The sequence below is a fragment of the Curtobacterium sp. TXMA1 genome (assembly GCF_020162095.1).
In the GTDB taxonomy this organism is placed as follows: domain Bacteria; phylum Actinomycetota; class Actinomycetes; order Actinomycetales; family Microbacteriaceae; genus Curtobacterium.
Map to the genome: position 1 here is coordinate 2,407,087 of NZ_CP083910.1, position 19,392 is coordinate 2,426,478.

Here is a 19,392-nt window from a genome sequence, read left to right on the forward strand (position 1 = left end):
CAGGGGTACCACGTCCGGTCAGGAGCACCGCGGGCCCCAGAGGGGGGGACGGGGCCGCGCGGTGCTGGCTTCGGGTCAGGTCACCAGGGCTGTTCGACGTCCCCCCGGTACCGGTCCGCCTCGCTCGGTGCGGGCAGGGTTCGACGGATCGCCGCGGTGCCGACGGCCGGGAGCAGGGCGCTCGCGACGGTGGCGAGTGCACCCACGGTCGCGATCACCCCGAGCGGGGCACTGCCGAGGTCGTGCTGCGCGGCGAGGGCGAGTGCCACCACGGTCGCCGGCGCCGGCAGGAGCTGGACCGCCCGGAAGGGGGTCTCCCGTCGGAGTCGAGTCGTGATCGCGTTCGCCATGTGGTCCATGGTGACGGAGGATCGCTGTCCGCAGAAGGGGGGACACCACCCCAACTGTGGAGGAGAACGTCTAGTACACCCCTCCGAGCTCGCGGACGGCCACGACCGACGCGGCGACCGCGCCCACGACCACGGGCACGTCCGCCTCGGCCAGTCCGGCGTCGAACGTGAGTCGCAGGGCCGTCCGTGCGGTGTCCTCCGGGAGGCCGATCGCGGTGAGGACGTGCGAGGCCTCGGTGCTCCCCGCGGCACAGGCACTGCCTGACGAGGACACCACGTCACGTGCCTCGAGCTCGAGCAGCACGGTCTCGCCGTTGACCGCCGCGGGGCCGCCGGGCACCGCCGGGAAGCAGAACGAAGCGTGCCCCGGGAGCCGACGCGCGCCGGGCAGGGTCGGCGCGGCTCCGGTCAGCACGGCACCGGGGACCGACGCCAGGACCCCCTCGATGACGGCGTCGCGGGTCGTCGTCGCCCGGTCGGCGTCGGCGTCCCGGGAGCCCTCGACGAGCGACACCGCCGTCGCGAGGGCGACCGCTCCCGCGACGTCCTCGGTGCCGGACCGTCTCCCCCGCTCCTGTCCCCCGCCGTGCAGCAGCGGCTCGAGCGGCACACCGCCCCGGACGGCCAGCGCACCGGTGCCCTTCGGCGCGCCGAGCTTGTGCCCGGAGAACGAGACCGCGTCGACGCCGAGCCGGTCGAGCCCGATCGGCAGCCACGGCGCGCTCTGCACCGCGTCGGTGTGGAACCGGGCGCCGACTCCGTGCGCGACCGCCGCGAGTGCCGGCAGGTCCTGCACGGTGCCGATCTCGTTGTCGGCGTGCGCCACCGAGACGAGGGTGGTGTCCGGACGGACGGCCCGCGCGAGCGCCTCGGGCGTCACCGTCCCGTCGTGCTCGACCGGCACCAGCGTGACCGTGAAACCGTGGTGGCGCTCCAGGTACCGGCAGCTCTCGAGGACCGCCTCGTGCTCGATCGCGCTCGTCACGACGTGCCGGCCACGGGGTGCCGCGAGTGCGATCCCCTTCACGGCGGTGTTCGCGCCCTCGGTGCCGCCGGTGGTCAGGACGACCTCGCCCGGCCGGCACCCGAGGAACCGGGCGATCGTCGCGCGGGCGTCGGCGAGCCCCCGTGCCGCAGCGTCGCCGACCCCGTGCGTCGAGGACGGGTTGCCGAACACGCCCGTCAGGTACGGCCACATGGCCTCGAGGACCTCGCGGCGGACCGGCGTGGTCGCGGCGCGGTCGAGGTAGAACACCGCGTCAGGCGCCGGTCGCGTCGACGTCGCCACCGGCGGACGCGCCGGTCACGTCGACGTCGAGCCCGAGGTCGAGCGCCCGGGCCGAGTGGGTCAGTGCCCCGACCGAGACGACGTCCACCCCGGTCCGCGCGATCGCGCCGACGGTCTCGAGCGACACGCCACCCGAGGCCTCGACGAGGGCGCGGCCGGCGACCTGGTGCACGCCCTCGACGAGCTGCTCCACTGTGAAGTTGTCGAGCATGATCGTGTCGACCCCGGCGGACACCACGGCCTCGACCTGGTCGAGCCGGTCCACCTCGACCTCGAGGTGCACCGTGTGCCCGAGACGACGGCGGGCGTCACGCACGGCGTCGCCGATCGGGGTGCCGCCGGCGAGCAGCACGGCCAGGTGGTTGTCCTTGGCGAGGACGGCGTCGGACAGCGAGTTCCGGTGGTTGTGCCCGCCCCCGCAGCGCACGGCGTACCGCTCGACCGCACGGAGGCCCGGCGTCGTCTTGCGGGTGTCGGCGATCCGGGTCCCCGTCCCCGCGACCGCTGCGACGTACCGCGCGGTGACCGTCGCGATGCCGGACATCCGCTGCACGAGGTTGAGCCCGACGCGCTCGGCGCGCAGGACCGAGCGCGCGGGTCCCTCGACGGTCGCCAGCACCTGCCCGGCCGCGAAGGTCGCGCCGTCGGCGAGGTGCAGCTCGGTCCGCACCGCGGGGTCGACGGCGTGCATCACGGCCGCGAACACCGCACCGCCGGACAGCACGCCGGGCTCGCGGGCGGCCAGGGTCGCGGTCGCCCGGGCGTCGACGGGGATGAGCGTCTCGCTGGTGACGTCGCCCCACGGCGCGTCCTCCTCGAGCGCGGTCTCGATCACACGCCGCAGGGCGTGCGGCGGGATCGCCCCGGGGTCGGACGGTCCGGCGGGACGGACGCCGGACGCGGCGGTGGCACCGGCGGCTGCGGGGACGGTGGTGGTCATGCGGGGACTCCCTGCTGGACGGGGGCGGTGCTGTCGGACGGCGTGGTGCTGACGGGTCGGTCGGCGCGGTCGACCGGGGCGCTCCCCGTGGCGACGGCGCGGCCCCAGCCGACGGACACCGGCGCGGACGGGTCGGTGTCCGGGTGGTCGGTCCGGGCGTGCGCGCCGCGGGACTCGGTGCGGGCCTCGGCGGCGAGCGCCGTGATCCGCGCCAGGTCGAGCAGGGCGCGGTCCTCGTGGTCCCGCACCGAACGCGCCACCGGCGGACGCAGGGCGGCGAGTGCGCGACGCGCGGCCGCCAGTCCGTCCGCGTCACGGAGCAGACCGACCCGCTCCGTCATCTCGGTCTGCACCGCCTGCCGGAGGTGGGCGGCACGGTCGAGGTGGGCTGTGCCTCCAGTCCGTCGATCGCGGTCGGTCCGGTACGGCGTTGCGTCCGGGACGGTCGTGTGCTGCTCCGTCGTGTCCGGTCCCGTTCCGTCCGGCCGGGAGGCACCACGCGGGTCCGCCACGTCGCCCACCCGGTCGTCGGGCACGGTGTGCACCGGCAGGGTCGCGTCGCCGCGCAGGCGCAACTGCGCCGGTCGCGGTGCACCGATTGCGTCGGCGGTTCGCACGCCGAACACGAGGCCCTCGAGCAGCGAGTTCGACGCGAGGCGGTTGGCGCCGTGGACGCCGGTGCAGGCGGCCTCACCGACGGCGAGGAGTCCGGGCAGGCTCGTGCGGCCCTCGCTGTCGGTGGCGATCCCACCCATCGCGTAGTGCGCGGCGGGGGCGACCGGCACGCCCTCGCGGGTCCAGTCGAAGCCGGCCGCACGGGTGGCGCGGGTCAGCCCGGGGAAGCGCGCGACGAGCCGGTCCGCGCCGAGCCCCGTCGCGTCGAGGAGCACGGGGGCGCCGCCCTGGTCGCGGACGGTGGCCGCGATGCCGCGGGCGACCACGTCGCGCGGGGCGAGTTCGGCGTCCGGGTGCACGGCGGTCATGAAGCGCCGGCCGGTCGCGTCGCGGAGGACGGCGCCCTCGCCACGGACCGCCTCGGACAGGAGCCCGCCGTCCGGGACGGCCAGCCGGGTCGGGTGGAACTGGACGAACTCCAGGTCGGCGAGGACGGCACCGGCGCGCCAGGCGGCGGCGACCCCGTCCCCCGTCGCGACCAGCGGGGCCGTCGTCTCCCGGTACAGGTGTCCGGCACCGCCGGAGGCGAGCACGACCGCGTCGGCGTCGATCCGGCGGGGCTCGCCGAGCAGGTCGAGCACGTCGACGCCGACGACCGCGCCGTCGCGGACGACGAGGTCGGTGAGGCAGGTGCGCTCCAGCACGGTGACGTGCCGTCGGAGCAGGGCGGCGACGAGGGTGCGTTCGACGGCCGCCCCGGTGGCGTCGCCGTCGGCGTGCACGACCCGCCAGCGCCCGTGCGCGGCCTCGCGCCCGCGGGCGAGGTCGTCGCCGTGACGGTCGAGCGAGTCCAGGTCGGTCGTCCGGTCGAACGGCACGCCCAGTGCGAGCAGGTCGCGGACGCGCGCGGGCCCGTCGGCGCAGAGCAGTGCGACGGCACGCGCGTCGGCACTCCCGACGGCGGCGGTGTGCGTGTCGTGCTCGTGCAGGGCGACGGTGTCGTCGGCACCGAGCGCGACGGCGATGCCGCCCTGCGCGGCGGCGGTGGCGCCGTCGGCGAGTCCGCCCTTCGTCACCAGGGTGACGTCGTGGCGGGCGCTGGCGCGGATCGCGGCGGTGAGCCCGGCGATGCCGGACCCGACGATGACGACGTGCACGGTGCGGTCCTCGGTGTCCTCGGTCGCCGGACCGTCAGCCGCGGGGCTTCGCGGCGAGCATGCGCTCGAGCGCGACCCTGGCGTCGGCCTGCACGTCGGTGGGGACCGTGATCTCGTTGAGGACCTCTCCGCGGACGAGGGCCTCGAGCACCCAGGCGAGGTAGCCCGGGTGGATCCGGTACATCGTCGAGCAGGGGCAGACGACCGGGTCGAGGCAGGTGATCCGGTGCTGCGGGTGCTCGGCGGCGAGCCGGTTCACCATGTTGATCTCGGTGCCGATCGCGAACGACGTCGGCTCGGTGGCGGCTGCGACCGTGCGCCGGATGAGGTCGGTGCTGCCGGCGGCGTCCGCGGCGTCGACGACCGCCATCGGGCACTCGGGGTGCACGATGACCTGCACGCCCGGGTCCTCGCGCCGGGCCTGCTCGATCTGCTCGACCGTGAAGCGGCGGTGCACCGAGCAGAAGCCGTGCCAGAGGACCACCTGCGCGTCGAGCAGGGTCTGCTCGTCGTTGCCGCCGAGGGCCTTGCGGGGGTTCCACATCGGCATGCGGTCGGTGCTGATCCCCATCGCCTTCGCGGTGTTCCGGCCGAGGTGCTGGTCGGGGAAGAACAGCACGCGCTGCCCGCGCTCGAACGCCCACTCGAGGACGGTCGCCGCGTTCGACGACGTGCAGACGATCCCGCCGTTCCGGCCGCAGAACGCCTTGAGGTCGGCGGCGGAGTTCATGTACGTGACCGGGATGACCGGGACGCGGCCGTCGGCGTCGGGCGCCGTGCCGTAGACGGCGGTGAGCTCGGCCCACGCGGCCTCGACGCTGTCGATGTCGGCCATGTCCGCCATGGAGCAGCCGGCGGCGAGGTTCGGCAGGATCACGCGCTGGTCGTCGCGGGCGAGGATGTCCGCCGTCTCCGCCATGAAGTGCACGCCGCAGAACACGATGGCCTCGGCGTCCGGCTTCGTCAGGGCGGCGTTGGCCAGCTGGAACGAGTCGCCGAGGAAGTCCGCGTGCCGGACGACCTCGTCGCGCTGGTAGAAGTGCCCGAGCACGACGACCCTGTCCCCCAGCGTCGCTTTCGCCCGTTCGATGCGGCCGTGCAGCTCGTCGTCGCTCGCGGTCTTGTACTCGTCCGGGAGCTGCCCCTGTCGCGGTGCCGAGGTGGGGATGACGTCGGACATCGACGAGCCGGGACCGTAGCCGGGACGGCTGTCGAAGTCCCACGTCGGTGCGGCGAGGTCGGGCGTGCAGGTGCTGCCCGCGACGGCGCCGTTGGAGATGCGCTCGATGGTGACGGCGATGGACACGGTGGTTCCTATCGGTTCGAGGTGGACCACGGCGGCAGGACCGTGGCCAGGGTCGTGGCCCCGGGCGTGGTCCGGGTCGTGGTGTCGGTCAGCGGACCGTTGTCCGCGTAGGCCAGGTCGGGGTTCGAGCGGTACAGCCGGGCCGGCCGGTGCCGGTCGCCGCTCGTGGTCTCGTCGGTGGGCAGGATCGCGTCGGTCCGCTCGACCTGTCGGCGGAAGTTCGCGGGGTCGAGGGTGCGGCCGAGCACCGCCTCGTACACACCGCGGAGCTCGGCGAGGGTGAAGCGGTCGCCGAGGAAGGCCTGCGCGATGCGCGAGTACGACATCTTGTTGCGCAGTCGCCAGAGGGCGTACTCGACGATGCGGTCGTGGTCGAACGCGAGCGCCGGGTGCTCGTCGGCCAGGAACCACCGGACGTTCCAGTCGTCGGGGACGGACTCGGCCTCGTCCGGGTGCACGAGCGCCCAGTAGACGATGGACACGACCCGGCTCGGCGAGCGGTCGACGTCGCCGAACGCGTAGAGCTGCTCCAGGTACCGCGGTTGCACGTTCGTCGTCTCGCGCAGGCGTGCGGCAGCGGAGTCCTCGAGCCCCTCGTCAGGACCGACCCAGCCGCCCGGCAGCGCCCACGAGCCTTCGAACGGGTCGGCCACGCGGCGCACCAGCGGCATCCACAGCGCCGGGGCCCCGGTGTCGGGGTGCGGGCGCAGGGCGACGATCACGGTGGAGACCGCGACGCGGATGCTGGTGGGATCAGTTTGTGTCATGGTGACTCGAAGTGTTCGGGTTGGGTTGACACTATCACCGTTCACGAGACCGGAACAGACCCGTAACGCACCGGGGACCCCGCGTGCCTACATTGACGGCATGACGACGGTGACGAGGGTGCACGCCGTGGTGTCCGGCTCGGTGCAGGGGGTCGGCTTCCGGTACTGGACCGCACGCAAGGCAGACGGGCTGGAGCTCGACGGGTACGCCAGGAACCTGTTCGACGGGACGGTCGAAGTCGAGGCCGAGGGGCCGTCCGAGTCCGTGGAGGCGCTCATGGCGTTCCTGCGCACCGGCCCGCCGACGGCCACGGTGACCGACGTCGCCCGGCGCAGCGTCGTGCCGCACGGCGACGGGGACGGGTTCGCGATCCTGCGCTGACCGCGGGCGGGGTCGCGCCGCGCATCCGGTCCGTGCGCTCGGTCCGTGCGCTCGGTCCGCGGCTCGGTCCGTTCACGAGGACGACACACGGAAGCGGAATACTCGGATCCGTTCAGGCTGTTGCCTCGTCTGCGCAGTCCGCGCCCCCTCTGCACGCCGTCACTCCCCAGGAGCCCCGCATGACCCAGGCCGTCGATTCCGCCCCGCGCACCGGGAGCGTCTCGCAGCCCTCCGCCGGTGAGACCAGGCTCGTGATCGGGCTGCTGCTCGTCTCGGCGTTCGTCGTCATCCTCAACGAGACGATCATGGGTGTGGCGCTGCCGCGGCTCATGGAGGACCTCGACATCTCCGCAGCGACGGGGCAGTGGCTCACCACGGGCTTCCTGCTGACCATGGCCGTCGTGATCCCGGTCACCGGGTTCCTGCTGCAGCGCTTCAGCACCCGGCAGGTCTTCATCGCGGCGATGGCGCTCTTCTCGCTCGGCACGCTCGTCGCCCTGGCCGCACCCGGGTTCCCCGTGCTGCTCGTCGGCCGCATCGTGCAGGCGAGCGGCACCGCGATCATGATGCCGCTGCTCATGACGACCGTCCTCAACCTGGTCGAGCCGGCGCACCGCGGCCGGATCATGGGCAACATCTCGATCGTCATCTCGGTCGCGCCGGCCGTCGGTCCGACCATCTCCGGCCTGATCCTCAACGCGTTCTCGTGGCGCTGGCTGTTCGGGTTCGTGCTGCCGATCGCCGTCGCCGCGCTCGTGCTCGGCATCCTCAAGGTCCGCAACGTCACCACACCCCGTCGTGCGCCGCTCGACGTCCTGTCGGTCGTGGTCTCCGCCGTCGCGTTCGGCGGGATCGTCTTCGGGCTGTCGAGCTTCGGCGAGGCCGGGTCGACCGGTCCGCTCGTCCCCGTCCTCGCCCTGGTGGTGGGCTTCGCGGCACTGGCGTTCTTCGTCGTCCGGCAGACCCGCCTGCAGCGCACGGACAGTGCCCTGCTCGACCTCCGTACCTTCCGCACGAAGGGCTTCACCGTCCCGATCGTGGCGATGGGCATCAGCTTCATGGCGATGTTCGGCACGCTCATCCTGCTGCCGATCTACCTCGAGCGCGTGCTCGGGCTCGAGGTCCTGACCGTCGGGCTCCTGCTGCTGCCCGGTGGTCTGCTGATGGGGCTGCTCTCCCCCGTCGTCGGGCGCATCTACGACCGCCGCGGTCCCCGGGTGCTGCTCGTGCCGGGCTCGATCATCATCAGCGCGGTGCTGTGGGCGCTCTCCACGGTCGGCGTGGACACGAGCGTGTGGTTCGTCCTCGGCGCCCACGTCGTGCTGAGCATCGGGCTCGCGCTGACCTTCACGCCGCTGTTCACCGCCGCGCTCGGGGGCCTGCCGCCGAAGCTGTACTCGCACGGCAGCGCGGTGCTCGGCACGACCCAGCAGCTCGCGGGTGCGGCCGGCACGGCGCTCTTCGTCACGCTCCTCACGATCGGTGCCGCCACCGCGGGTGCCGACGCCGACGCGGCCGGGATCGCCGCAGCGACCGCCTCGGGCGTGCAGACGGCGTTCCTGGTCGGTGGGGTCATCTCGCTGGTCGGCATCCTGACGTCGGCGTTCGTCCGCCGCCCCGCGACGCCCGAGGGCGCCCCCGCCGGCGCTCCCGCGATGCACTGACCTGCGCTGGTGCGCGGTGCCCCGTCGACGACGGCGTGGCATCGTGGGCGGCATGCGGTCGACGGCGAGCGAGGTCAACTGGTCCGGCACGGTCACCTACTCGGCCGAACGGGTGGAACGTCCGCGCTCGCTGGAGGAGGCCGCGGAGATCGTCGCGCGGTCCCGCCGGGTGCACGGGCTCGGCACCCGGCACTCGTTCAACGACGTCGCGGACGCCAGCGGGGTGCTGCTCGACCTGACCGGGCTCCCCACCGACCTGGTCGTGGACACCGACGCCGGCACGGCGTCGATGGGGGCCGGCACGCGTTACGGCATCGTCGCCCCGGACCTCGACGCCGCCGGGGTCGCCCTGCACAACACCGGCTCGTTGCCGCACGTCTCGCTCGGTGGTGCGATCGCCACCGGCACGCACGGCTCCGGCACGACGCTCGGGTCGCTGAGCACCGCCGTCCGGTCCTTCGAGCTCCTCGGCGCGGACGGCTCCGTGCGCACCGTCCGCCGCGGCGACGACGACTTCGACGGGGCCGTGCTGCACCTCGGGCTGCTCGGCATCGTGACGCGCGTCGAGGTGGACGTCGAACCGACCTACCGCATGCGTCAGGACTCCTTCGGTCCGATCCCCTGGGAGCGGTTCGTCGCGCACGTGGCCGACGTCCACGCGGCCGCCTACTCCGTGTGCTCCTACACCGTGTTCGGCGACGAGATCGGCGAGGTGCTGCTGAAGTCCCGCGTGCCGGACGGCGCCGACGACGTCGAGGTGCCGGAGGAACTGCTCGGCGCACCGAGGCTCCCGGGACGCCCGGCGGACGGGCACCTCACCGCCCGCGACGGCGCGGTCGGACCGTGGTGGGACCGGCTGCCGCACTTCCCCGTCGACGCCGTGCCGAGCGTCGGGTCCGAGGTGCAGAGCGAGCACTTCGTCCCGCTCCGGCACGCGGCCGCGGCGCTCGAGGCCCTCCGCGGACTGGCCGACCGGGTCCAGCCGCACCTGCACGTCTGCGAACTCCGGACGATGGCCGCCGATCCGTTCTGGTTGAGCCCGACGCAGGGCGAGGACGTGCTCTGCATCGCGTTCACCTGGCGGAAGCACCCCGAGTCCGTCGCGGCGCTGCTGCCGGACCTCGAGGCACGTCTCGCGCCGTTCGACGGGCGACCGCACTGGGGCAAGACGAGCTCGCTCGACACCGGTGCGGTCGAGGCGCTCTGGCCGCGACTGGCCGACTTCCGGCGGCTGGTGGCGACGGCCGACCCGGAGCGGGTGTTCGCGTCCGCGTTCGGTGAGCGGGTGCTGCGGACCTGAGCCGCGCCTCCCGACCGGGACCGCCCGTCGCGCGACGAGCACGGGACCGTCCGTCGCGCGACGAGCACGGGACCGCCCGTCCGTCTCGTGCCGAGCGCATCGCCGTCCGTCACCCGACGGGCGTCACCGTCTTCGTCCCGCCGTCCCAGTGGCGGACCCCGCCGACCGTCAGGGTCTCCGGCAGCGGGGTCGCGCGCAGCGTCGCGACGGCGGCGGGCAGGTCCTCGTCGCGGACCCGACGGGCGAAGGTGACGTGCGGCGACCAGGCACCGGGCAGCGAGGTCCCCACGGCGTCCGGTGCGACCCGGTGCACCGCGCTGTGGAAGGCCGACAGCACCGGGTCCACGACGACCGCTCGGACGAGCACGGACCGCCCGGCACCGGCGGCGAACAGCAGGAGACCCCCGAGCCGGAGCGTCGTCGGCACGGGTGCGTCGAAGCCGTCCGGGACCGGCAGTGCGTCGCCGGCGGCGAGGGTGACGTGCGGGTCGTTCGTCCCCGACCGGCCGAGGCTCGGCAGGTCCGCCGCCGTCAGGGCGTCCCACGCGGCACGCACGGCCGCGTCGGAGTCGGGGTCGAGGACGAGTTCGATGCTGCGCACACCACGAGTCAACCAACGCTCCCCTGCGTCCGGCACGCGCCCCGCACGGCCCGTGGAGGACCGGGCGGGATGTAACACGGCGGAACGCACCGTGCGTGTCGCGCCGCGGGCAGCCACACTCGGAACCTGGCCGCGCATCCCGCGGCTCCCCACCGCACCGCCCGTGCACGCCGCCGTCCGGGCCCGCCACGCCCGGTTCCGCCTCCACCGTCCGGGCACGTCCCCCACGAGGAGCACCCATGTCCGCAGCACCCGTCCTGCCCCAGAAGCCGAAGGGCAAGCGTCCCGTCGGCTGGATCATCGCTGCCGCGGTCGTCGTCATCGCGATCGTGGTCGCCGTCGTGGTGGCGGCCGTCCGCTCCGGCGGGTCGGACGACGCAGCCTCCGGTGGTGGCTCCGGCAAGACCGTGACCATCGGTGTCTCCGACAAGTCGCTCGGCTACTGGAACACCTACACGAAGCTCGCGAAGGAGCGGCTCGGCGTCACGGTGGAGCTCACGAACTTCTCGGACTACTCGCTGCCGAACCCCGCGCTCAAGGACGGCCAGCTGGACATCAACCAGTTCCAGCACATCCAGTACCTGGCGGACTACAACGTCACCTCGAACGACGACCTGCAGCCCATCGGTTCGACCGCCGTCTACCCGCTGCCGCTCTACGCGACGGACTACACGAAGACGAGCGAGCTGCCGCAGGACGCCAAGATCGCGATCCCGAACGACTCCATCAACCAGGCCCGTGCCCTCCTCATCCTGCAGTCCGCGAAGCTCCTCGAGCTCAAGGACGGCGGCTCCGCCTTCTCGACGACGACCGACATCACCTCGTCGAAGGTCGACGTCCAGCCACTCGACGCCTCGCAGACCGCGAACGCCCTGCAGCAGGGCTCGGTCGCCGCGGCCGTCGTGAACAACAACTTCGCCACCGCCGCGAAGCTCCCGACCAGCGACATCATCTTCCAGGACGACCCGGCCAGCGCGAGCGCGGCCCCCTACGTGAACGTCTTCGCCGTGCGCGACGCCGACAAGGACAACGAGACGTACCTGGACCTCGCGAAGCTCTTCCAGGACGACGCCGTGCAGCAGGCGTTCAAGAAGGACCTGCCCGAGGCCGTCGCCCGCGACGAGAGCGCCACGAAGCTCCAGGACGAGCTCGCGAAGGTCGAGCAGGACGCGAAGGCGGCCAAGCAGTAGTGCCCGCCCTCGTCGAACTCCGCGGCGTCTCGAAGCACTACCGCCGCGCCGACACCGGCGAGACCGTGGTGGCCGTCGAGGACGTCTCCCTGGACGTGCACCAGGGAGAGGTCCTCGGCGTCATCGGGTACTCCGGTGCCGGCAAGTCCACCCTGGTCCGCCTCGTGAACGCCCTCGAGCTGCCCTCGTCCGGCACGGTCACCGTCGGTGGCAAGGAACTCACCGCCATCCCCGAGAAGGAACGCCGGCTGGCGCGCCGGAAGATCGGCATGATCTTCCAGCAGTTCAACCTGTTCCGCTCGAGGACGATCGCCGGGAACGTCGCCTACCCGCTCAAGGTCGCGGGCGTCGCGAAGGACGAACGCGACCGCCGCGTCGCCGAGCTCCTCGACTTCGTCGGGCTGCTCGAGCGCGCGCACGCGTACCCGGAGCAGCTGTCCGGCGGGCAGAAGCAGCGCGTCGGCATCGCCCGTGCGCTCGCCGGCAACCCGGAGCTGCTGCTCGCCGACGAGGCCACGAGCGCCCTCGACCCGGACACCACGTCCGAGGTCCTCGCACTCCTCCGCCGGGTCAACCGGGAGCTCGGCGTCACCATCGTCGTCATCACGCACGAGATGGACGCGGTCCGGCAGATCGCCGACCGCGTCGCCGTCATGGAGAACGGTCGCGTGGTCGAGGTCGGGGACGTCTACGACGTGTTCGCCTCGCCGCAGACCGGCGCCGCCCAGCGCTTCGTGCGCACCGCCCTGCACGACCGTCCGTCCGCCGAGCAGCTCGCCCGGCTGCGCGAGCACCACCGCGGCCGGCTGGTCACCGTGCAGATCACCGACGAGGTCGGCCTGCAGAACCGGATCGACGCCGCCTTCCGCACGGCCGGTGTGTCCGCGGAGCTCGTCTTCGGTGGCGTCGGTGAGATCCGCGAGCGCCGCATCGGCTCGCTCACCTACGAGCTGACCGCGGACGAGCCCGCGGCGGTCGACCGGGCACTCGGTGCCCTGCGCGACGGGCGGATCACCGTCGACGAGGAGGTCGCAGCATGAACGGCAACGGCTTCCAGAGCGTGATCGACACGTTCGACGTCTTCCTCGGCGCGATCCGCGACACCCTGGTCATGACGCTGGTCTCCCTGGTGTTCGCCGGCGTGATCGGACTGGCGCTCGGACTGGTCCTGTACGCGACCCGTCCGGGCAACCTGCTCGGCAACCGGGCGGTGTACACGATCGTCAACGTCCTCGTGAACATCGTGCGCCCGATCCCGTTCGTGATCTTCCTCGCCGCGATCGCGCCCCTGTCCCGCGTCGCCGTGCAGACCACCATCGGCGTCCCCGCGGTGACCTTCGCGATCTCGCTCGCGGCGTCGTTCGCGGTGTCGCGCATCGTCGAGCAGAACCTGCTGGCGGTCGACCCCGGCGTGGTCGAAGCCGCGCGGGCGTCCGGGGCGCACCCGGTGTCGATCCTGCTGACGGTCCTCATCCCCGAGGGCGTGGGACCGCTCATCCTCGGCTACACGTTCATCTTCGTGGGCATCGTCGACATGACGGCGCAGGGAGCCCTGATCGGTGGCGGCGGTCTCGGCGAGTACGCGATCGTGTACGGCTCGCAGCGGTACGACTGGTGGATCGTCTACGTGTCGGTCGCCGCGATCGTGGTGATCGTGCAGCTCGGGCAGTTCATCGGCAACCGGCTCGCCAGGGCGACGCTGCGTCGCTGAGCTGACCACCGGCCGCCGAGGTGGCCACGGACGGACGGGAGGCGCGGTGCCGGCTGGCACCGCGCCTCCCGTCCGTCGTCCGGTCGCGTCCCGTCCTGTGGCGCCGTCCCGCCGTCGGCTCCGGTCGCGCCGGGGCGGCTCCGGTCGCACGACGTGCCGCTCACGATCACTCGGGACGGCATGTCGTGCGACCAGGACGGTCGGCCGACGGCATGTCGTGCGACCAGGACGGTCGGTCGACGGTGGGTCCTGCGACCAGGACCCGGGCGCGCACGCCACCGTCAGGCGGCGGGGGCCTCGGGGACCTCCACGGCGGCGGTCGCGACGCCGGGGTGCTCGTAGTGCGCCCGGACCAGGATCGGCCGGTGGTCGGAGATGCCCGCGGGCAGGGTCTCGACGCCGGCGATGTGCAGACCGACGCTCGTCGCGAAGTCGAAGTGGCCCGTGAACTTGCGGTAGCGCAGGTAGGTCGGCTGGTCGGAGAGCGACAGCGCGAAGCCGTGCTCCTCGATCTTGCGGCGCAGGTTCGTCTGGAACCACGGGTAGTTGAAGTCACCGACCATGATCGCGGGGGCCTCGTCGGAGAGGTCGCGGACGAACTGGTGCGCAGCCTCGATCTGCTTGCGCCGCAGGGAGTTCGTGGCCGTGAGCGGCGACGCGTGGAACGACGCCACGATCACCTCGGTGTCGGCCTCGGTGTCGCGGAGCCGCATGGCGATGAGCCGCTCGTGCGCGGGCGCGAGCACCCGGTCGTGCAGGGACTTCTGCAGCGAGTGGATGCTGAAGTCCTGCACCTCGAACCGGTCGTCGCGCTTGTAGATCGCGAGCCCGAGGCGGTTGGCCTTCGTCGACGCGGCGAGGGAGAGCCCGGCGACCTCCGGCGCGAGGTCGTTGCTGTCGCACTCCTGCACGCAGATGACGTCCGCCTGGGACGCTTCGGCCAGGGCGGCGAGCTCGCCGTTGGCGGTGTGCTCGCGGAGGTTGTAGCTGACGACGCGCAGCTCGGTGGGCTGCACGGCGGTGTCGCCTGCGATCGTCCCCTGCTGCTGTGGCCCGGCCATGCTGCCTTCCGTCCTGGGTGTCTCGGTCACCCTGCCGCGGCAACCGTACTCGGCTGTCGCGGACAGTTGCTGTGACCGTAGCGCACCCCGGGTTTCCGGCGTGTGACCGTGTCGCGAACGGACAGCGGTCGGCGGACCCCACGGCACACGCCGGTCGGCGCCGCGACAGACGCCGATCGGCGCGGCGGCAGAAGCCGTCGGCCGACATGCTGCAGGCGGACGCCGGTCAGCGTGCCGCCGCCCGCACCCGGCGCGCCGGTCGCACCGTGTCCCCCGCGGTCCGGCTCATCAGGACGCCCTCGACGCACGCCACGACGAGGAGCACGGCGATCACCCAGAACGCCACGTCGTAGGGCCCGGTCCCGCCGAGCCCGGCCGCAGCCCGGATCGCCACGGCGGCCACCGCGACCCCGAAGCCCGCCGCGACCTGCTGCAGCGTGGACGAGAGCGTGTTCGCCGGGGTCATGTCCGCCTGCTCGACGTCCGCGAAGGCGATCGTGTTGTACGCCGTGAAGCCGACCGAGCGCGCGGCGCCGCTCACCACGAGCAGCACGGCGAGCAGCCAGAACGGGGTGTCCTCGGTGAGGAACACCATCGCGACGACGCTCAGCGCCGCGATCGCGCTCGACACGACGATCACCGGCCGGTAGCCGAACCAGCGGAGGAACGGCGTCGTCATCGGCTTGATCCCGAGGTTGCCGACGAACACCCAGAGCACCGCGGACCCGGCGAGCACCGCGCTCCAGCCCCAGGCGTCCTGGAACAGCAGCGGCAGCACGAACGGCACGGCCGACACCGCGAGCCGGAACAGGCTGCCACCGGCGTGCGAGACGCGGAAGGTCTCGAGCCGGAACGAGCCGAGTCCCATGATCGGGTGCGGCGCCCGGCGGAAGTGCCGGACGGCCAGCCAGCAGCACACCGCGCCGACGACGCCGGACACGACGACCGCGACCAGGGGGATCTCGTCGAGCGCGAGCAGCGAGGCCATCACCACGAGCGACCCGAGCCCCAGGCACGCCAGCAGCGACCCTCGCCAGTCGAACGGGACGCGCTGCGGCGCGCGCTCCTGCGGCACGAGGACCAGCGCGGCGACGAAGGCGATGATCCCGAGCGGGATGTTGACGAGGAAGATCCAGTGCCAGCTGAGGGTGTCGACGAGCACCCCACCGACGAAGGGCGCGATGATCGGTGCGGCGAGTGCGGGCCAGGTGAGGATCGCGATCGCCGTGACGAGCTGCTCACGACCCGCGCTGCGCAGGACGACCAGGCGTCCCACCGGCACCATCAGCGCCCCGCCGAGTCCCTGCAGGATCCGCCAGGCCGTGAGCTCGACGAGACCGGTCGACGCGGCGCACAGTGCGGACGCAACGGTGAAGAGCGCGATCGCCCCGGCGAACACGGTGCGCGACCCGACCCGGTCGGTGAGCCAGCCGCTGACCGGGATGAACACCGCGAGCGTGACCAGGTAGGCGGTGATCGCCACGCCGATCGCAGCGGAGTCGACCCCGAGGTCGCGCCCCATCGCCGGGGCGGCGGTCGCCAGGATCGTGCCGTCCAGGAGCTCCATGAAGAAGGTGCCCGCGACGAGCACGGCCACCGCCGTGCTGCCCCGTCGTCGTGTCGTCGTCATCGTCGTCATCTCAGTCGAATGCTATGCCCGCTCGGTTTCTGAGCCGCGCAGCCGGCGAGCGCCCGGACGCCGCGCAGCGCACCGTGCCGGGATCCCGCGCAGCGACGGCCTCACCGACTCGCGACCAGCCGAGTGTTCTGCAGCGCAGAATGAGTCCGACGAGAACGTTGCCCTCAGGGACACGGCACCGGGAACGTTGCAGCAGGAGCGGACCGCACCAGCGCAGGAGGACCGATGACGACCACCCCCGCAGCAGGGCAGCCCGTCAGCACGCCCGGCACCGTCACGACGAAGGGTGCCGCCGACCCCGCCGCCCCGGTCGTCGGGCGCCACGTCCTCGATCGCGCGCACCTGCCGGTGATGACGCTCCGCGAGTCCGCCCTCGCCCACAACACCGCCGTGATGCAGTCCTACGTCGACCGCCACGGGCTGCTCCTCGCCCCGCACATGAAGACGCACATGGCACCGGCCCTCGCCGAGCGCCAGGTCCGTGCGGGCGCCTGGGGCGTCACCGTCGCCTCGGTCCAGCAGGCGATGGTCGCCTGGGCGCACGGTGTGCACCGGATCCTGGTCGCCAACGAGGTCCTCGACCCCGCCGGCCTCACCTGGCTCGCGTCCCGCCGAAGCGTCGACCCCGACGCCGACGTGCTGTGCAACGTCGACTCGGTCGCGGGGGTCGCGGCTGCGGCGAGCGCCGCCCGCTCCGTCGACGGCACCGTGCACGTCCTGGTCGAGGTCGGGTTCCCCGGCGGCCGCACCGGCGTCCGCACGGCGGACCGGGCGCGCGAGGTCGCCGAGGCTGCGCACGACGCCGGCCTCGTGCTCCGCGGGGTGACCGGGTACGAGGGCGGTCTGCCCGACGTCGACACCGCCCGCGCCTGGGTCGCCGGGGTGCTCGCGATCGCCGGCGACCTCCGCCGTCCCGTCACCGGACGCGCACTGCTCAGCATGGGCGGCAGCGCCTGGTTCGACGGGGTGGTCGACGCCGTGCAGGACCGGCCGGAGGACGTCGACGTGCTCCTGCGGTCCGGCGCGTACCTGACGCACGACGACGGCTTCTACGCCGAGCGCACGCCGTTCGGCCGCCGCCCGGAGGAGGGCTCGCTCCGCCCCGCGATCGAGGTCTGGGGCCGCGTCACGTCGTGTCCGGAGCCGGGTCGCGCGCTGGTCGCGGTGGGCAAGCGCGACGTGTCGTTCGACGAGGGACTGCCCGTCGTGCGCGGGATCCGGCCGGGAGGCACGGCGCACGACCCGCAGGTCGTCCCGCCACCCGGGGCCCTCACCGTCACCCGCCTCGACGACCAGCACTGCTACCTCGCCCTGGCAGACGGGGCACCCGGGCTGACGCCCGGCGACGTCGTCGTGCTCGGCGTCTCGCACCCCTGCACGGTCTTCGACAAGTGGCGGCAGGTGCAGCTGCTCGCGGACGACGACACCGTCACCGAGACGATCGCGACGTGGTTCTGATGCCCGCCGACGACGAGCAGCGGTCGGCCCCGATCGTCCCCGCGCGGAACGCCGCACTGTCGCTGCGCCGTGGCCTGGCGCTCCTCGACCACGTGGCCGACCGCACCCGGAACGGCGCCGCGTCGGTGTCCCTCGGCGAGCTCGCCTCGATGCTCGGGACCGCGAAGTCGACGGTGCTGCGCCTGACCGCCCCGATGGTCGAGACGGACCTGCTCCGCCGCACCCCGGACGCCGGCTTCACGCTGGGACTCGGTGCGCTGCTGCTCGGGCAGAGCTACCTCGAGGGCATCGACCTGCGCTCCGCTGCCGCGCCCTTCATGCGGCGCACGGCCGAGGCGACGGGGCTGACGTGCCACCTCGTCGTGCCCGACGGCACCGACATCGTCTACGTCGACAAGGTCGAGACGCGCGGCACGGTCCGGATGGGGTCGCGGATCGGGAACCGCCTGCCGATGCGCAACACGGCATCCGGCAAGGCGATCGTGGCGTTCGGTGACCCCGGGCTCCTCGGCGCGGTCCTCGCCGTGCCCGCGACCGCGATGACCGACCAGTCCATCACCGACGACGGGCGCTGGCGGCAGGAGGTCGAACGCACCCGAGCGCGCGGCTACGGGATCGACGACCGCGAGAACGAGCCGGGCATCCGCTGCGTCGCCGCGCCCGTGCTCGACCACGCGAACCAGGTCGTCGGTGCGATGAGCATCTCGGGGCTGGCGTCCCGCTTCCCCGCGGCGGCCGTCCGTGAGCTCGGGGACGGTGTCGTCCGGACCGCGCTCGAGATCTCGGTCGCCCTCGGGTCGTCCTCCGCGCAGCTCGCGCTGCGTCGGACGACGCCGGGCGGGGCGGTCCGGTGACCGAGCGGGCAGGGGTGCTCACCCTCGGCGAGACGATGCTGCTGCTCGCCGGCCCCGGCGTCGGCGAGGTGTGCGACCTCGACCACATGCGCGTCGACACCGGCGGAGCGGAGAGCAACGTCGCGATCGGCCTGGTCCGGGCCGGCGTACCGGCGACCTGGGTCGGCCGGGTCGGAGCGGACCCCGCGGGCGACCGGGTCCTGCGCGACGTGGGACAGGCCGGCGTGGACGTCGTCGCGGTCGTCGACCCGGAGCGCTCGACCGGGCTGATGATGAAGGAACGGCTCCGGGACGGCCGGACGCGCGTGACCTACCACCGGCGGCACTCCGCGGGGTCGGCGCTCGTGCCCGAGGACGTCCCGCCCGGGCTCGTCGAACGGTCGGCGCTCGTGCACGTCAGCGGCATCACGCTCGCGCTCTCGGAGTCCGCCCGGCGGACCGTCACCGCGGTGCTCGACCGGGCCGAGGCCGCCGGGGTCCCGGTGTCGTTCGACGTGAACCACCGGCAGAAGCTGCTCGACGCCGCGGTCGCCCGGGAGCACTACCGCGCCGTCGCCGCCCGTGCCGCGGTGGTGTTCGCCGGTGACGACGAGGCCCGGATCCTGCTCGGGGCACCGGACGATCCGGATGCTCCGCCCGTGTCCGACGAGGACCTCGCCCGTGGGCTCGCCGACCTGGCCCGTGGTCGTGCCGTGGTCAAGCTCGGCTCCCGCGGTGCCGTCTCGGTCGTCGACGGACGGACGACCCGGCGCGCGGCGACCCCGGTCCGCGTCGTCGACCCGGTGGGTGCCGGCGACGCGTTCGTGGCGGCGTGGCTCGCGGCGACGATCACGGGAGCCGATCCGGACACCGCCCTCGACCGCGCCGCGGACGCCGGGGCACTCGCCTGCACGGTCCCGGGCGACTGGCGCCTGCCGGCCCCGGGGGCAGTGCACGAGGCCGAGGCCGACCCCGCCCCCGCCCCCGCCCCCGCCCCCGCCCCCGACGCGACCGCTGCCGTGCACGACCGCGTCGACCGCTGACCACCAGCCGCACGACGCCCTCCGCACCCGACGATCCGACCGGACCACCGACGCACCGACCGCACCGACCGCACCGACCGAGGAGCC

At 73.4% G+C, this 19,392-nt stretch carries 18 protein-coding genes; 9 read left to right on the top strand and 9 right to left on the bottom strand.

Annotation, left to right across the window (positions count from 1 at the left end):
• Positions 1-80: 80 nt before the first annotated feature.
• The 6 genes from LCG91_RS11375 to LCG91_RS11400 all read right to left on the bottom strand — a co-directional run bounded on the left by LCG91_RS11375 (position 81) and on the right by LCG91_RS11400 (position 6,423).
• Entirely contained in the window at positions 81-350 is a 270-nt protein-coding gene (locus LCG91_RS11375; protein WP_058729181.1) for a hypothetical protein, read from the bottom strand.
• A 70-nt stretch (positions 351-420) separates the two neighbouring features.
• Positions 421-1,605 (bottom strand): cysteine desulfurase family protein, encoded by a 1,185-nt coding sequence (locus LCG91_RS11380; protein WP_224441422.1) that lies wholly within the window; start codon positions 1,603-1,605, stop codon positions 421-423.
• Between the two features lie 4 nt (positions 1,606-1,609).
• The gene (nadC, locus tag LCG91_RS11385; protein ID WP_224441423.1) at positions 1,610-2,578 is read right to left on the bottom strand and encodes a carboxylating nicotinate-nucleotide diphosphorylase; all 969 of its coding nucleotides are present in this window, start codon (positions 2,576-2,578) and stop codon (positions 1,610-1,612) included.
• The gene (locus LCG91_RS11390; protein ID WP_224441424.1) at positions 2,575-4,350 is read right to left on the bottom strand and encodes an L-aspartate oxidase; all 1,776 of its coding nucleotides are present in this window, start codon (positions 4,348-4,350) and stop codon (positions 2,575-2,577) included. Before LCG91_RS11390 ends, nadC begins: the two co-directional genes overlap by 4 nt.
• 34 nt (positions 4,351-4,384) lie before the next feature.
• On the bottom strand, positions 4,385-5,656 hold the full coding sequence (gene nadA, locus LCG91_RS11395; protein ID WP_224441425.1) for a quinolinate synthase NadA: 1,272 nt from the start codon (positions 5,654-5,656) through the stop codon (positions 4,385-4,387).
• Between the two features lie 8 nt (positions 5,657-5,664).
• Positions 5,665-6,423: an NUDIX hydrolase gene (locus LCG91_RS11400; RefSeq protein ID WP_082687616.1), complete on the bottom strand. Its 759-nt coding sequence runs from the start codon at positions 6,421-6,423 to the stop codon at positions 5,665-5,667.
• 100 nt (positions 6,424-6,523) lie between these two features.
• Here LCG91_RS11400 and LCG91_RS11405 point away from each other — a divergent pair, with 100 nt between their 5' ends.
• The 3 genes from LCG91_RS11405 (at position 6,524) to LCG91_RS11415 (ending at position 9,769) form a co-directional block, all read left to right on the top strand.
• Entirely contained in the window at positions 6,524-6,805 is a 282-nt protein-coding gene (locus tag LCG91_RS11405; RefSeq protein WP_224441426.1) for an acylphosphatase, read from the top strand.
• A 179-nt stretch (positions 6,806-6,984) separates the two neighbouring features.
• Positions 6,985-8,469 (top strand): MDR family MFS transporter, encoded by a 1,485-nt coding sequence (locus LCG91_RS11410; RefSeq protein WP_224441427.1) that lies wholly within the window; start codon positions 6,985-6,987, stop codon positions 8,467-8,469.
• Between the two features lie 52 nt (positions 8,470-8,521).
• Positions 8,522-9,769 (top strand): D-arabinono-1,4-lactone oxidase, encoded by a 1,248-nt coding sequence (locus LCG91_RS11415; protein ID WP_224441428.1) that lies wholly within the window; start codon positions 8,522-8,524, stop codon positions 9,767-9,769.
• Between the two features lie 109 nt (positions 9,770-9,878).
• Here the strand turns inward: LCG91_RS11415 and LCG91_RS11420 are convergent, their stop codons facing one another.
• Positions 9,879-10,370 (bottom strand): 2'-5' RNA ligase family protein, encoded by a 492-nt coding sequence (locus LCG91_RS11420; RefSeq protein ID WP_058729178.1) that lies wholly within the window; start codon positions 10,368-10,370, stop codon positions 9,879-9,881.
• Positions 10,371-10,609: 239 nt separating this feature from the next.
• On the opposite strand from LCG91_RS11420, the gene LCG91_RS11425 reads away from it, so the two are divergent.
• The 3 genes from LCG91_RS11425 to LCG91_RS11435 are packed head-to-tail and all read left to right on the top strand — an operon-like array spanning position 10,610 to position 13,271.
• Positions 10,610-11,560, top strand: coding sequence for a MetQ/NlpA family ABC transporter substrate-binding protein (locus LCG91_RS11425; protein ID WP_224441429.1), 951 nt, complete (start codon positions 10,610-10,612; stop codon positions 11,558-11,560).
• Positions 11,560-12,600 (top strand): methionine ABC transporter ATP-binding protein, encoded by a 1,041-nt coding sequence (locus LCG91_RS11430; protein WP_224441430.1) that lies wholly within the window; start codon positions 11,560-11,562, stop codon positions 12,598-12,600. The genes LCG91_RS11425 and LCG91_RS11430 overlap by 1 nt, the downstream gene beginning before the upstream one ends.
• Positions 12,597-13,271 carry a methionine ABC transporter permease gene (locus LCG91_RS11435; protein WP_224441431.1) on the top strand — a complete coding sequence of 225 codons (675 nt, stop codon included), beginning with the start codon at positions 12,597-12,599 and terminating at the stop codon, positions 13,269-13,271. The genes LCG91_RS11430 and LCG91_RS11435 overlap by 4 nt, the downstream gene beginning before the upstream one ends.
• 281 nt (positions 13,272-13,552) lie before the next feature.
• Here LCG91_RS11435 and LCG91_RS11440 read toward each other — a convergent pair whose 3' ends face one another.
• Together LCG91_RS11440 and LCG91_RS11445 are read right to left on the bottom strand one after the other, a co-directional pair.
• The gene (locus tag LCG91_RS11440) at positions 13,553-14,332 is read right to left on the bottom strand and encodes an endonuclease/exonuclease/phosphatase family protein (protein ID WP_082687787.1); all 780 of its coding nucleotides are present in this window, start codon (positions 14,330-14,332) and stop codon (positions 13,553-13,555) included.
• A 226-nt stretch (positions 14,333-14,558) separates the two neighbouring features.
• Entirely contained in the window at positions 14,559-15,971 is a 1,413-nt protein-coding gene (locus tag LCG91_RS11445; protein WP_209442895.1) for an MFS transporter, read from the bottom strand.
• A 225-nt stretch (positions 15,972-16,196) separates the two neighbouring features.
• On the opposite strand from LCG91_RS11445, the gene LCG91_RS11450 reads away from it, so the two are divergent.
• The 3 genes from LCG91_RS11450 to LCG91_RS11460 are packed head-to-tail and all read left to right on the top strand — an operon-like array spanning position 16,197 to position 19,305.
• A complete protein-coding gene (locus LCG91_RS11450; RefSeq protein ID WP_224441432.1) occupies positions 16,197-17,429 on the top strand; it encodes an alanine racemase in 1,233 nt (410 codons plus the stop codon).
• Positions 17,429-18,283, top strand: coding sequence for an IclR family transcriptional regulator (locus tag LCG91_RS11455; RefSeq protein WP_224443140.1), 855 nt, complete (start codon positions 17,429-17,431; stop codon positions 18,281-18,283). Before LCG91_RS11450 ends, LCG91_RS11455 begins: the two co-directional genes overlap by 1 nt.
• Positions 18,280-19,305 (top strand): sugar kinase, encoded by a 1,026-nt coding sequence (locus LCG91_RS11460; RefSeq protein WP_224441433.1) that lies wholly within the window; start codon positions 18,280-18,282, stop codon positions 19,303-19,305. Before LCG91_RS11455 ends, LCG91_RS11460 begins: the two co-directional genes overlap by 4 nt.
• Positions 19,306-19,392: the final 87 nt, after the last annotated feature.